This window comes from Microcystis sp. LEGE 00066 (genome assembly GCF_015207925.1).
Taxonomy (GTDB): domain Bacteria; phylum Cyanobacteriota; class Cyanobacteriia; order Cyanobacteriales; family Microcystaceae; genus Microcystis; species Microcystis ichthyoblabe_A.
In genome coordinates, this window is sequence record NZ_JADEVX010000004.1 from 25,340 (window position 1) to 38,540 (window position 13,201).

General features: G+C 44.0%; 12 protein-coding genes and 2 pseudogenes. 6 read left to right on the top strand and 8 right to left on the bottom strand.

What is annotated here, in order from left to right:
* Nucleotide 1 precedes the first annotated feature (1 nt).
* On the top strand, nucleotides 2-520 hold the full coding sequence (locus tag IQ224_RS01300) for a low molecular weight protein-tyrosine-phosphatase (protein WP_036400131.1): 519 nt from the start codon (nucleotides 2-4) through the stop codon (nucleotides 518-520).
* Between the two features lie 14 nt (nucleotides 521-534).
* Here the strand turns inward: IQ224_RS01300 and IQ224_RS01305 are convergent, their stop codons facing one another.
* Nucleotides 535-1,191 carry a response regulator transcription factor gene (locus IQ224_RS01305; RefSeq protein WP_002742402.1) on the bottom strand — a complete coding sequence of 219 codons (657 nt, stop codon included), beginning with the start codon at nucleotides 1,189-1,191 and terminating at the stop codon, nucleotides 535-537.
* A gap of 342 nt (nucleotides 1,192-1,533) precedes the next feature.
* Between IQ224_RS01305 and IQ224_RS01310 the strand changes: the two genes are divergently transcribed.
* A complete protein-coding gene (locus tag IQ224_RS01310) occupies nucleotides 1,534-2,649 on the top strand; it encodes a branched-chain amino acid ABC transporter permease (protein ID WP_002742401.1) in 1,116 nt (371 codons plus the stop codon).
* Between the two features lie 104 nt (nucleotides 2,650-2,753).
* On the top strand, nucleotides 2,754-3,506 hold the full coding sequence (locus IQ224_RS01315; protein WP_002731723.1) for an ABC transporter ATP-binding protein: 753 nt from the start codon (nucleotides 2,754-2,756) through the stop codon (nucleotides 3,504-3,506).
* Here the strand turns inward: IQ224_RS01315 and hisH are convergent.
* Together hisH and IQ224_RS01325 are read right to left on the bottom strand one after the other, a co-directional pair.
* Nucleotides 3,495-4,133 (bottom strand): imidazole glycerol phosphate synthase subunit HisH, encoded by a 639-nt coding sequence (gene hisH, locus IQ224_RS01320; protein WP_002742400.1) that lies wholly within the window; start codon nucleotides 4,131-4,133, stop codon nucleotides 3,495-3,497. The two genes, IQ224_RS01315 and hisH, sit on opposite strands and share 12 nt — an antisense overlap.
* 214 nt (nucleotides 4,134-4,347) lie before the next feature.
* Nucleotides 4,348-6,426, bottom strand: coding sequence for a thioredoxin domain-containing protein (locus IQ224_RS01325; RefSeq protein ID WP_194032404.1), 2,079 nt, complete (start codon nucleotides 6,424-6,426; stop codon nucleotides 4,348-4,350).
* A gap of 77 nt (nucleotides 6,427-6,503) precedes the next feature.
* On the opposite strand from IQ224_RS01325, the gene IQ224_RS01330 reads away from it, so the two are divergent.
* The gene (locus tag IQ224_RS01330) at nucleotides 6,504-7,112 is read left to right on the top strand and encodes a chromophore lyase CpcT/CpeT (RefSeq protein ID WP_002791329.1); all 609 of its coding nucleotides are present in this window, start codon (nucleotides 6,504-6,506) and stop codon (nucleotides 7,110-7,112) included.
* On the opposite strand, the gene hemB is transcribed toward IQ224_RS01330, so the two are convergent.
* The 3 genes and pseudogenes from hemB to IQ224_RS24780 all read right to left on the bottom strand — a co-directional run.
* Complete coding sequence (hemB, locus tag IQ224_RS01335) at nucleotides 7,109-8,089, bottom strand: porphobilinogen synthase (RefSeq protein ID WP_002742392.1); 981 nt, start codon at nucleotides 8,087-8,089, stop codon at nucleotides 7,109-7,111. The genes IQ224_RS01330 and hemB overlap by 4 nt on opposite strands.
* A gap of 116 nt (nucleotides 8,090-8,205) precedes the next feature.
* Entirely contained in the window at nucleotides 8,206-8,862 is a 657-nt protein-coding gene (gene folE, locus IQ224_RS01340; protein WP_002791327.1) for a GTP cyclohydrolase I FolE, read from the bottom strand.
* Between the two features lie 461 nt (nucleotides 8,863-9,323).
* Nucleotides 9,324-9,413: pseudogene (locus IQ224_RS24780) on the bottom strand (peptide deformylase); the annotation flags it as partial.
* A 461-nt stretch (nucleotides 9,414-9,874) separates the two neighbouring features.
* Between IQ224_RS24780 and IQ224_RS01350 the strand changes: the two are divergent.
* Nucleotides 9,875-9,997: pseudogene (locus IQ224_RS01350) on the top strand (DUF4277 domain-containing protein); the annotation flags it as partial.
* Nucleotides 9,998-10,057: 60 nt separating this feature from the next.
* Here the strand turns inward: IQ224_RS01350 and IQ224_RS01355 are convergent.
* Together IQ224_RS01355 and rpaB are read right to left on the bottom strand one after the other, a co-directional pair.
* On the bottom strand, nucleotides 10,058-10,699 hold the full coding sequence (locus tag IQ224_RS01355) for a cofactor assembly of complex C subunit B (protein ID WP_194032405.1): 642 nt from the start codon (nucleotides 10,697-10,699) through the stop codon (nucleotides 10,058-10,060).
* Between the two features lie 9 nt (nucleotides 10,700-10,708).
* A complete protein-coding gene (gene rpaB / locus IQ224_RS01360; protein WP_002734727.1) occupies nucleotides 10,709-11,437 on the bottom strand; it encodes a response regulator transcription factor RpaB in 729 nt (242 codons plus the stop codon).
* A 233-nt stretch (nucleotides 11,438-11,670) separates the two neighbouring features.
* Here rpaB and radA point away from each other — a divergent pair, with 233 nt between their 5' ends.
* Nucleotides 11,671-13,197 (top strand): DNA repair protein RadA, encoded by a 1,527-nt coding sequence (radA, locus tag IQ224_RS01365; protein ID WP_194032406.1) that lies wholly within the window; start codon nucleotides 11,671-11,673, stop codon nucleotides 13,195-13,197.
* The last annotated feature ends 4 nt before the right edge of the window (nucleotides 13,198-13,201 follow it).

Here is a 13,201-nt window from a genome sequence, read left to right on the forward strand (position 1 = left end):
AATGCCCTATAATTGGCAATTTAGTGATGATTCTACCAGTCAATTTATGCCCTATAAACTACTCTTTGTCTGTTTAGGAAATATCTGTCGTTCTCCCGCTGCCGAGAATATCATGACTTATCTGATTGAACAAGAAGGATTAGGCAATAAAATCCTCTGTGATTCTGCGGGGACTGCCAGTTATCATATCGGTTCTCCTCCTGATTCTCGCATGAATACGGCCGCCAAAAAACGCGGTATTCTTCTGCAAGGGACAGCTAGACAATTTACCCGCGAAGATTTCGAGAATTTTGATCTAATCCTAGCCATGGATAAAGCCAATTATCAAGATATTTTATCCCTAGATCGGACAGGAAAATATCAAGAAAAGATCAAGTTAATGTGTGACTATGCTCGTTATCACCCAGAAAAAGAAGTTCCCGATCCCTACTACGGTGGTCGGGAAGGTTTTGACCGCGTAATCGAGTTACTTTTAGACTCCTGTGGCAGTCTTTTAGAGGAAGTAAAAAACAAAATTTAAGTTTTTTATTTCAGCTAATCGATTAATCTATGTTCGAGGGAAAAACGAACCAATTCGGCGCGATTGTTAGTAGTTGTTTTTCTGAGTAAACTACTAACATATTTCTCGATCGTGCGAGAACTAAGATGCAGTTTTTGCCCAATTTCACTGTTAGAAAGTCCCCGGGCTAAATGTTCTAACACTTCCCGCTCGCGATTAGTTAACTTAAAATCGTCCTGTAAAGAAGAAGTTAAAACATCCCTAGTTTTGGGGCTTTCTTCTGGTTTTAATTTCTGATATTGACGTTCACTTTGCACCATTTGCGATCGCTCTAAAAGATTGCGAATAACTGCTTTTAATTCCTCCATCTCAAAAGGTTTAGGAAGATAGATATCACAACCCACTTGATAACCGCGGATTCTTTCCTCCGTTGACCCTCTTTCGGTTAAAAAAATTACTGGTAATAACCTAAATTCTGGCTGTTGCCGCACCTTAGTCACCAAAGAATAACCGTCTAAACGCGGCATTTTGATATCCGATACCAAAAGATGGGGATGATAGGTATCCAATAAATTCAAAGCTTCCAAACCATTACTCGCCGCTACCACACTATAACCTGCTAATTCTAAATAATCTTTGACCGCTAGGCGGATACCGGGGTCATCATCGGCAATTAGAATCAAAAGAGGCATAGAAATCAACAGGACAAGGTTTTTTCGTTATTAATAGCCTAGCACCCTCCGCTCGTCACAATTGTCCATCAAGCTACAGAGGCCGTTGTAACTGATATTATACTAGCAGTTAGCAATCAGCCTTTTCAGTAATCAGATGTGAGTTTTCAGCTTTTTTCTCCCCATCTCCCCACTCCCAACCCCTTTTTTACTTTTTACTTTGAAGATCGTTTTTGAGTTATAGCGTTTCTCATAAGTATGAAGTATAACTGGATTGGGCATCGTCTCCTGACTCCTGACTTCTGGCTCCTGACTCCCGAAACCGACAACTTTGTACCTCACTATTAAGATAATTGCCATAACATGACAGATTATTTAGTTTCCCTGACAATTTGGGCGGGTATTTACGCGATTTTTGCCCTCGGTTTAAATCTACAATGGGGATTTACTGGCTTAATTAACTTTGGTCACGTTGCTTTTGCCACTTTAGGGGCTTATGCCACGGTTTTATTAACTTTACAGGGTGTACCGATGATTTTTGCCGCCATTGTCGGGGCGCTACTAGGGGCATTGTTGGGATTGGCGATCGGTTTTTCCACCCTGAGATTAAGAGCCGATTATCTAGCAATTGTCACCATCGGGGTGTCTGAGTTAATTCGTTTGCTGGTGCTTAACGAGGATTGGTTAACGAAAGGCAGTTTCGGACTACAACGTTATCCCCTACCTTTGGATATAAATCCCAGTTTTCCCGTCAAATTGTTAATTATTGCCCTGTTTACCCTGCTTGCTATCTTTGCTCTCTGGCAATTGGGGCGCAATCTGCAACGACAATGGCGCGAAGCTGGGCAAATTAGCGGGAAAAGCTATCAACCGACGCAAAAGAGAGCTTTAATCTTTTGGGGGTTGTTAGGGGCGATAATCCTGCTTTTTCTGTATATAAACGGTGTAATTGCCTTGAATGACTATAATTACAAAGCGGGGCTGATGGTGGTAGTTTTAGTCCTCCTCGCTCTCGTTTATACTGGTTTAGAATTACTTTTGCGATCACCTTGGGGACGCATCCTCAAAGCTATCCGGGAAGATGAAGAAATTCCCCGGGCCTTGGGAAAAAATGTCTTTTGGTATAAGTTACAATCTTTGATGTTAGGCGGTGCTATTGCTGGTTTAGCTGGGGCTTTTTTAGCATGGCAATTAACCACTATTTACCCGACTAATTTTGAGCCGTTATTGACTTTTAACGCTTGGATTATTATCATTCTCGGTGGCTCTGGTAGCAATGCCGGCACCTTACTAGGAGCAGTAATTTTCTGGGCTTACGATTCCCTGACTCGCTTTATTCTGCCCCAATTAGATATTTTTAATGATAGCCAATTAGGGGCTTTACGGATTATGATTATCGGTCTGCTGCTCATGGTTTTAATGATCTGGCGACCCCAGGGTATCCTCGGCAAAAAAGAGGAGTTAACTTTGGGAAAATAATTTCAGTTATCAGTTATCAGTTATCAGTTATCAGTTCATCGATTACTCTTCACTGAAAACACTTCCCACTTCATAATTCATAATTCATAATCTATAATTTATATATGTTACTTTCTGCCAAAGGATTATCGAAAAGTTTTGGAGGCATTCGCGCCGTCAATAATGCTTATTTGGACGTGCCGCAGGGCAGCATCACCGGGTTAATCGGACCAAATGGAGCCGGCAAAACCACACTTTTTAACCTTTTATCTAATTTTATTCGCCCAGATAAAGGGGAAGTTTTTCTTGATGGTCAGCCGATTCATCAGCTGCCTCCCTATCAAATTGCCCTGAAAGGATGTGTGAGAACTTTTCAAGTCGCCAGGGTATTATCCCGATTAACGGTGTTAGAAAATATGCTCTTAGCTAGTCCGGGACAAACGGGAGAAAATTTTCTCAAAGTCTGGTTTCAGGGGGCAAAAATTCGCCAACAGGAACAGGAAAATCGTGCCAAAGCTTTGGACATATTAGATTCGATCGGTCTAGGGGAAAAAGCGCATGATTATGCGGGAGCTTTATCGGGAGGACAGCGTAAATTATTAGAGATTGGCCGAGCGCTAATGACCGAGCCAAAATTAATTTTATTAGATGAACCGGCCGCTGGAGTTAATCCCACTTTAATCGGTCAAATCAGCGACCATATTATCGAATGGAATCGTCAGGGAATTACCTTTTTAATTATCGAGCATAATATGGATGTGATTATGTCCCTTTGTCACCACGTTTGGGTATTAGCAGAAGGGACAAATTTAGCCGATGGCATTCCCAGCGAAATCCAAAAAAACGAGCGGGTTTTAAAGGCTTATTTAGGAGACTAAAGCTAATTTTTGCACCTGTTCAACAAAGTTAGCCAGAATTTTTAAGCCATTAGTGGAGGATTTTTCTGGGTGAAACTGCACCGCCACCAAACGCTCACGAGCGATCGCTGCTGTCACCGTTTGACTGCCGTGGGTGACGGTGGCGGCAGTTAGATGACTATCAAGGGGATCGACATAATAGGAATGGACAAAATAGACGTGAGGGTGCGGGGGTAATCCCTGCCAAAGAGCATGATCCGGCTGGGTGAAGTCTAATTGATTCCAACCCATGTGGGGAATGGTAATGCCCGGTTCCGAGCGAAAACGCCGCACTGTCCCCGGAATAACCCCTAAACCCGCCTCTTTTCCTTCCTCTGATGAGTCAAAGAGAATTTGTAAACCGAGACAGATACCGAGAAAGGGTTTACCGTTAGCGATCGCCGCTTTGATCGGTTTTTCGAGATGACGAGCGCGAATTTGCCGGACAGCAGGATCAAAGGAACCGACTCCGGGTAAGACAATAGCGTCAGCTTTTTCGAGATCGAGGGGAGAATCGGTAATTTTCGGCACTGCACCCACGGTTTCCAGTCCTTTACAGGCAGAGTGCAGATTTCCCATGTCATAATCGATGACAGCTATTAAGGTCATTGCTATATACTGATCAGGCGATGACCTTATTTTAGAGCAATCACGCCGCTAAATTAGGTCTTGACTCAAAAAGCAATTAAGGTCATTGTTATATACTGATCATCCGAAAGTTTCTAAAGCCATAGCCTCTCCGTTTTCTTAGTTGAAGTTGCCAACGAAAGCCAAACACCAGAGCCTATTTACTAGGAGAGCGGGAAGCAGAGAGAAAAAATCCCTAACCGAGCAGTATTGACGGACCCGCCATCACCCCGACAATTTGTCGGTCTAACTGTTCTAAATTTTCCGCCGGTTCAAGGCAGCATAACCCTTGACAAATTAACCCAAATGTGCTAGGGGGCAAACTGTCATCGACTCGATACACCGCAGTGGGCAAATAGCGACTTAACAGCGGCTCGATCGAGCTTTCCGCGGCACGCAGACAGAAACCGTGACGATAGTGATCGAGGGCAACAAATAAACTGGGGCAAGCGGTGGGGGACTGTTCTAGGATGGTACTAAAAGATTGCAAGGCCTTTTCGGCCCGATCGAGATATTCTAGATTTTCCGTCAATCGCGACAGACGCACTAAATTAGCGATCGCAATTCCGTTAGCCGAAGGGGTGGCATTATCCGTATAACCTCGCTCTCGCACGATCAGATCGAGACTATGATCGGAAGCAGTATTAAAATATCCCCCCTCATCCTCGGCCCAAAACCAGCGATCAAATTCCCCCTGTAGATCGATAGCCGCCTCTAACCAGCCAGTTTCTTGGGGATTAGCGGTTTGCAGGTCCAGCAAAGCCTTAATAAAATAGGCAAAATCCTCCGATTGGGCCAAAACCGAGGCCTGACCCTGATAATTCAAGCGCTGAAAACGTCCATCTAACCACTGATGCTGGAGAATAAACTCGGCCGCGACCGTAGCCATTTTCCAGTACAAAGGTTCACCAAAGACGGCAAAGGCCCGGGCTAAACCGGAAATCATCAAACTATTCCAAGCGACGATCATTTTCGTATCCGTTACCGCCGGAATGCGTCCCGGCCAAGAGACGGTTTTCGCCTCTTGATTGTCTCTGGCCGGGGGAAAAAGAGCTAATTGGGCTTGAGAACTGCCATAACGCCGAATAAATAACTTATCGAGCAGATTTTCTATCTCCTTCCCTAATTCTCCCCCTTGCCGACGTTGCAGCACATTACGACCCTCAAAATTCCCCTCGGCAGTAACGGTAAAATTAGCCTGCAGCAGCCCCAATTCCTCGGTCGAGAGATAATCCCTTAACTCTAAATCCGACCAGACATAAAAGGCCCCTTCCTCCGGTTCCCCATCCGTGGCCTTCTCAAAACTATCGGCATCTTGGGCCGCATAAAAATAACCTTCTGGGGCGGTCATTTCCCGTTTTAGCCAGTTAACCGTGCCTTTAATCCCTCTCTCAAAGGCCGCCTCTTGATCACCCGCACTCCACAAATTGGCTAAATATTCGACAATTTGCCCGTTATCGTAGAGCATTTTTTCAAAATGGGGAACTGTCCACGTCGAATCCACCGTATAACGATGGAATCCTCCCCCCACATGGTCATAGATTCCCCCCAGGGCCAGATCTTCCCCCCGTTGATGGGCTGCTTGCCGGAGGGAATCCTCAAAATCGTCACCAAAGCGACTGCCCTGCAAAGCCAGATGAGAATATGGAATCATTGGAAAACTGGGCCGACCGTAATTATTGGGATTAACCCGAATCACCGCTGTATTTGTCTCGATTCCTGTGGCTAAAAGGGAAGGATCGGCTAAATTGGTCTCTGCTCGCGGTAAAATGGCTGATTGACGCAGTGCGCCCAGCATTTCGGCCGTAAATTTGCTTAATTTCTCCTTTTCCTCTTCATAATAGCGACGTACCGATTGCAACACTTGCAGAAAACCAGGCCGGTTAAAGCGCGGTTGCACGGGAAAATAGGTGCCACCATAGAAGGGAATTAAACTATCGGGTGTTAGGAATACATTCAGAGGCCAACCCCCTTGACCGACCATCATCTGCAATGCTTGCATATAGATGCTATCGATGTCCGGTCTTTCCTCGCGATCAACTTTGATCGGCAAAAAATACTGATTGAGATAATCGGCAATGGCCCGATCGGAAAACGCTTCTCCTTCCATAACCGTACACCAATGACAGCTAGAATAACCGATCGAGAGAAAGATCGGTTTATCTTCTCTCCGGGCAATTTCTAGGGCGCTGTCACACCAATACCACCAATCGATCGGGTTTTCGGCGTGTTTTCGCAGGTAAAGACTTTCAGATTCAGCCAGATGATTAGCCATGGGAAAAGGGGTATTTTTGCTCTTGCTGCTTCTTAGTTTAAGCTAATTAGAGACTAACCGGAATCAAGCCTCTGCTCATGCTGAAAACTTCGATCGCCCTAGGATTTTTTCTCACTCAATCTTTGTCCCTTAACCCGGAAGTGCAGGGGGTGGCTAATCATTTAATTGGGGTCATGGATACGACGCAACAAGCGCAGACTAACCCGCGCATTGCTAAGGTGCAAATGACTACCTGTGCCGTGGATTTTTCCCCCAAACAGGATAATATTTATCTTTATCAAGAACAGGCAATTATCGATCGCTTAAATCAACCCTATCGTCAAAGAATTTTAGTCATTCAACCTAGTGCTGATAATTCCACTGTGGAATCGAAAGCCTATAAGTTAAATAATGCCCCTAACTTTATTAATTTTTGTAACAAAAACTTGACAGAAAGAAAATTAAATGTATCAGATTTGGCCGAGTCGGTGTGTACTGTGTTTTTAAAACCGATAGCGGGGGGTTATCGGGGAGAAACTCCCCCCCAGGGTTGTCCCACTAATGCCAGAGGTGCGGTGAAAATAACTAATACAATTATTCTACATTCCCAGGGCATGGATACCAGCGATCGAGGTTATGATAGCCTTGGCCGGCAGGTATGGGGAGCGCAGGATAATTTCTATCAATTTCGCTGGCAAAAACCCTAAAATCGGCTTTCCTGTTTCATTAATGCCACATCGGCAGCAAAATAGGTCAAAATCAAATCGGCCCCCGCTCGTTTCATACTGATTAAAGTTTCCAAAATCAGGCTTTTTTCGTCAATCCAGCCCTGTTTTGCCGCCGCTTTAATCATTGCGTATTCACCACTGACGTTGTAAGCGGCGACGGGAAGATGGCTACTATCGCGCAGACGACGGATAATATCGAGGTAGGCCAGAGCGGGCTTAACCATAATAATATCTGCCCCTTCTGTTATGTCTAAACTGGCTTCGCGTAACGCTTCCCGACTATTAGCCCCATCCATTTGATAGGTTTTCTTATCACCAAATTTTGGCGCTGATTCTAAGGCATCTCGGAAGGGACCATAATAAGCAGAGGCATATTTAGCCGTATAAGCGAGAATTCCCACATCTAAATAGCCAGCCGCATCTAAAGCTCGACGGATCGCCCCAACCCTACCATCCATCATATCGGAAGGGGCGACGAAATTAGCCCCGGCTGCCGCTTGTGATAGCGACATTTTCACTAAAACTTCTAGGGTTTCATCGTTGAGAATTTTACCGTCCTGCACAATACCATCATGACCATAAATCGAAAAAGGATCGAGAGCAACATCGGTGATAATAATTATTTCAGGGACTTCTTTTTTGATCGCTTTCACTGCCCTTGGCACTAAACCATCGGGATTATAACTTTCTCTACCGAAATTATCTTTTTTATCTTCGGCAATCAGGGGGAAAAGAGCGATGGCATTAATGCCTAATTTATAAGCATTAACCACTTCTTTGAGCAATAAATCGAGGGAATAACGATAACAATCGGGCATAGAAGGAATAGCAACCCTTTGATTTTCTCCCTCCATGATAAAGAGGGGATAAATCAAGTCATTAACGGTTAATTCAGTTTCACGAACAAGACGGCGAATCGCTGGAGTATAACGAAGACGACGGGGACGAATCAGCATGATAACAGCAAGTTAAAAATAAAAAGTAAACAGTAAATAGCTGGTTTTGCTCTGGTTTTTTACCTAGGAAAAAACTGGGGATAGGACGATCAAATAATCCCAATCCCCCTGACTAATTAGTGAAAATCGGGACTATGACGAATCAAACTCATAAACTCTTGACGAGTCTTAGCAGAATCGGCAAAAATACCGCGCACGGCACTCGTAGAAGTCCAAGAACCGGGTTTTTCAACCCCGCGCATTACCATACACATATGAGTCGCTTCAATCACCACAGCTACCCCTTGAGGTTGCAGTAATCCCTGCAAAGCATCGGCAATTTGTGCGGTTAAACGTTCCTGTACTTGCAGTCGTCTGGCGTACATTTCACAGATGCGGGCAATTTTCGATAAACCGATCACTTTCCCGTTAGGAATATAGGCAACATGAGCGCGGCCGATAATTGGTAAAATATGGTGTTCACAGGAGCTAAAAATATCGATGTCTCGGATTAAAACCATCTCGTTAGCATCCTCGTGAAAAACTGCCCCATTCAGCAATTCATCCAGGGATTGCTGATAACCAGAAGTGAGAAATTTTAGGGCTTTTACTACTCGTTTGGGAGTATCTCGTAACCCTTCGCGATCGGGGTCTTCTCCTAATCCTAACAGCAGTGTTCGTATCGCTTGCATCATCTCGAATTCTGATACCGGCGATTTAGGTTCGGTAATCACTTCGGGAAAGTGATTGTAGTCATCATTGTCAAAAATTGCTTTGGACTTAGCTAAGGTCATAGATATTTTTATGGACTCCAATAGTTAATTGATCGGCCGAGTTTTCTGATTTTACCAATGTTAATAAATACCCTTTGCTAGAGTATTTATTTTTCTGGGCATCTAGACGATAACTAATGAAAGCTATCGGGTTATTCCCTCGTCTTTGGGTTTATCTCCGGTGCGGAAATCTGGAAAAATTGATTTTCCTAGTCACCGAAAAAGTCTTGAGTATCTCCCTCGTTAATTGAGGGCAGAGTTCCACTGCACAATTAGTTTATTTTGTCAAGTAGTTCGTTTGTTTGGTATTTTAGCTTTCCTAGAATGATAATCGTTATCATTTTAACAAAAAATTTAGATTTACGAACAAAAACTTTGTCGTCAGATAAATATAGTCCTGTTAAGCTGTTTAAACTATTTTGAAGAGATAAGCATATTTTGGGATTTTATCGCTTATATTCAGCAATATTACTGATTTTTTGCTATTCTTCCTCCGAGTATAAATCCGCCGGAGAAGCAAGGCGATCGAGAAAGAGTATTCCTTCCAGATAATCCTATTCGTGTTGAAAAATAGTTAGTAAAAGTATAGTCAAATGATGAATCGGCAAAAAATGATGGCCAGTTCCGGTCTAATCCTCTTAAAACTTGTTGGGAAACTTTAGCGGGTAAAGCTTGATACTGTTCTGTCTTTTTCATCAGAGAGGCCATCTGATTATAGGTCTTGAAACTTTACAATACAACCCACATTCTGCACTTCAACTTGTAGTATAACTGGTAGCATATAAAATGAAAAACCAGTTAAGTATTTATACTTATAATCTTAGGGAAGAAAAAGTGGCTCTCTTATTCTTTGTTTGATCAGTTTAACTTAATATAGAAGCGATCAATCTTTGCGTCCTCTGTGTCTGGAGTGGTTCCTTCCACTCCCTCGCCAGCAGGAATGTATCTTAGAATACATTTTACCCACCAAACCCAAAGGAGCCAAAAAGTGAGAAACTAAAAAGGTTCTCAAAAAATATTCAAGTCAAGAAAAATGTCAAAGATAGAAGTAAAAAATCTAGATCACTTAGGAATAGTAGCGGGAATAATTGATGAAATAGGAATCGAAGAGATAATTAACTTAAAATTAGGAATAGATCAGCGAGAGAAAATAACATTTTGAGCGCTAATTGCCTACTCTCATCTTAACCAAATTCTTAAATCTTACTGAAATCGTCTAAAACTGACTGAAAGTGTTGGCTAATTTATCAGCAATTCCCTCGATCCAAATTTCATCTTGTTTAGTATAACTGCGCGGTGCATTTGCCGCCAAAATTAACACCCCTTCCTTACCGATGGGTTGACAGATTAAGCCTTGGCTGTTTTCTGGCAAATAGTCAAACTCGATTTTAGCGGGATATAAATTTAAATTAACTAAATAGACGGCTTTACCGGTTTCTAAAACTCTTTTGATAATATTACTAACTTTAACTTCAGAATTCTGGCTTAAGATACCGCGACGTAATAAAACTTTTCCCTGATAATAAACGATCAGAGATTTTGTCACGGTGTTAGTTAAAAGTAAATGGGAAGCCCAGGCAAGCTCAATTTTAACCGGTTCTGGCAAATCTGGGGCAAATTCCAGACCTTCGCGCCCGATTAATTCCACAGCATCCGGTAAGTGGGGTTGAACTCTTTGCCAGATTAAACCCACCAAAATTAAAACCCCACTCAAAATCACTCCCATCACATCGGAACGCGCTTGCGATGGGGTTAAATCGGCAGTGGCAAAACGATTAAACATTAATACCGTACCCCCGACGATGCCGGCGAACAGGGGTAACAGTCTTAAAATACGATTGGGATCAGCTGGTGCCATAGCTGAGAACTATTCCTCGTCTAGTTCTAAAATCCGCTGGAAAAGATAGCCTGTACCTCTAGCGGTGAGAATTAACTCAGGATTACTGGGATCATCTTCTAATTTGGCTCGTAAACGGGAAATATGCACATCTACCACCCGCGTATCCACATGACGTTCGGGGGTATAACCCCAAACTTCCTGAAGGATTTCCGAGCGGGAAAAAGCTTCTCCCGAGCGACTGACCAATAATTCCAGTAAACTAAATTCCATACCAGTCAGACGGATGCGTTCATCCCCCTTATAAACTTGGCGTTTATTAGTATCGATTTTAATGGAACCAATATGAATCACACCGGAACTAGGAATCCCCGGAGCGCCATTTTTCTCCACCCGACGCAACACCGAACGAATCCGCGCCTCGAGTTCTTTGGGAGAAAAAGGTTTAACTACATAGTCATCCGCGCCCAATTCTAGCCCAGTAATTCGATCGGCCACATCGCCCAAAGCGGTTAACATAATGATAGGAATATCCGATTCTTTGCGGAGTTCCTGACAGACACCGTAACCGTCTAATTTCGGCATCATCACATCCAAAACCACTAAATCGGGTTCAGCAGTTCGGAAGGTTTCTAAAGCTTCCTCTCCGTCGGCGGCGGTGACGACTTCATAACCAATCATCGATAAACGAGTCTCTAAGATACGACGGATGCTGGCTTCATCATCAACAACGAGAATTTTTTCCTTTTGGTTCTCCAACTGAATTAACACTCCTTAGTTAAATAGTGTGATGAATTTTAAAGTTAAATAACGAGCGTTCCTGTTTATAGAATATCCTTTGGCCGTTATCATTAAGCCTAAACTTCCTATTTTATTTCTTTTATGGCAATTATCAATAACTTTATGGTCTTCCTTCCCCTCTATCATACTTAACTAAATTTGACAAGAGAATTGATCCTCAAACCGCTTTTCTTCAACTTTTCTTAAAAAACATGGCGAAATCGCGAACAATATATATCTGTAGCGCTTGTGGGGCGGAATCTCCCCAATGGTTGGGAAAATGCCCCAGTTGTGACACCTACGGGACGCTAGAAGAACAAGTGATGGCTGGTGGCAATAATCCGGCGGGAAATCGCCCAGGATGGCAAAATAGTCGCCCAAATAACGGCAAAGGGCAACGCAACCCGCAACCGCGCATCTCGGTGCGCTTCTCGGAAATTACCCAGTATGAACAGGAACGTTTTCCCTCTGGTTACGGGGAATTCGATCGCGTTCTCGGTGGTGGCATTGTTCCCGGTTCTCTTGTACTAATCGGCGGCGATCCGGGTATCGGCAAATCGACGCTTTTACTGCAAGTTACCAACCAACTCGCCCAAAGATTACCGCGCATCCTCTACGTTTCCGCCGAAGAATCGGGACAACAGATTAAACTGCGGGCTGCCCGTTTGGGGGTGGGAGTGGTTCCCGTTGAGTCGGAAAATAACGGCAATGGCAAGGAGAACAAAGCCTCTGAATCAACCGCAGAACTCGATAATCATCTCTATGTTCTGCCAGAAACCGATTTAGAGGAAATTTTGCGGGAATTAGAATCTCTACGCCCACAGGTGGCGGTAATTGACAGTATTCAAACTCTTTATTTTGGGGCGTTAACTTCCGCACCGGGATCTGTCGCCCAAGTTCGCGAATGTACCTCCGCCTTGATGCAGGTAGCAAAACGGGAGAATATTACTTTATTAATTGTCGGTCATGTGACTAAAGAAGGGGCGATCGCCGGTCCGCGAGTTTTGGAACATTTGGTCGATACGGTGTTATATTTTGAAGGCGATCGCTATGCCTCCCATCGTCTCTTAAGATCTGTGAAAAACCGTTTTGGGGCAACCCATGAGATCGGTATTTTCGAGATGGTGGATCACGGTTTGGTGGAAGTGGAAAACCCCTCAGAATTATTTTTAGGCAATCGCGACGAATTTTCCCCTGGTACGGCGACGGTGGTAGCCTGTGAAGGTACACGCCCGATTGTGGTGGAGCTACAGGCATTAGTTAGCCCTACCAGTTATGCTTCCCCGCGAAGATCGACTACTGGCATAGAATACAACCGATTACAGCAAATTCTCGCCGTTTTAGAAAAGCGCGTCGGCATTCCTTTATCGAAATTAGATGCCTATGTTGCTTCCGCAGGAGGGTTGGGAGTGGAAGAACCGGCGGCGGATCTGGGAGTTGCGATCGCGGTTGTCGCTAGTTTTCGCGATCGAGTCGTGGATCCGCGCACAGTCTTAATCGGGGAAGTGGGATTAGGCGGACAAGTGCGCTTAGTGTCGCAAATGGAACTAAGATTAAAAGAAGCGGCGAAATTAGGCTTTAAACGGGCGATTGTCCCCAGAGGTCAAGTTTATCCCGAAGATGTGGGCTTAGAAATTGTTCCAGTCGGCAAGGTAATCGAGGCAATTGTCGCCGCAATCCCCCCCCAGCAGCGCTTTGGGGAAGATATAGAAGAGGAGGAAGGGGAAGGGCAAGAATAACGGT

Coding starts and splice junctions, on each gene's coding strand:
- IQ224_RS01300 (WP_036400131.1), top strand. CDS start 2: ATGCCCTATAATTGGCAATTTAGTGATGATTCTACCAGTCAATTTATG.
- IQ224_RS01305 (WP_002742402.1), bottom strand. CDS start 1,191: ATGCCTCTTTTGATTCTAATTGCCGATGATGACCCCGGTATCCGCCTA.
- IQ224_RS01310 (WP_002742401.1), top strand. CDS start 1,534: ATGACAGATTATTTAGTTTCCCTGACAATTTGGGCGGGTATTTACGCG.
- IQ224_RS01315 (WP_002731723.1), top strand. CDS start 2,754: ATGTTACTTTCTGCCAAAGGATTATCGAAAAGTTTTGGAGGCATTCGC.
- hisH (WP_002742400.1), bottom strand. CDS start 4,133: ATGACCTTAATAGCTGTCATCGATTATGACATGGGAAATCTGCACTCT.
- IQ224_RS01325 (WP_194032404.1), bottom strand. CDS start 6,426: ATGGCTAATCATCTGGCTGAATCTGAAAGTCTTTACCTGCGAAAACAC.
- IQ224_RS01330 (WP_002791329.1), top strand. CDS start 6,504: ATGCTGAAAACTTCGATCGCCCTAGGATTTTTTCTCACTCAATCTTTG.
- hemB (WP_002742392.1), bottom strand. CDS start 8,089: ATGCTGATTCGTCCCCGTCGTCTTCGTTATACTCCAGCGATTCGCCGT.
- folE (WP_002791327.1), bottom strand. CDS start 8,862: ATGACCTTAGCTAAGTCCAAAGCAATTTTTGACAATGATGACTACAAT.
- IQ224_RS01355 (WP_194032405.1), bottom strand. CDS start 10,699: ATGGCACCAGCTGATCCCAATCGTATTTTAAGACTGTTACCCCTGTTC.
- radA (WP_194032406.1), top strand. CDS start 11,671: ATGGCGAAATCGCGAACAATATATATCTGTAGCGCTTGTGGGGCGGAA.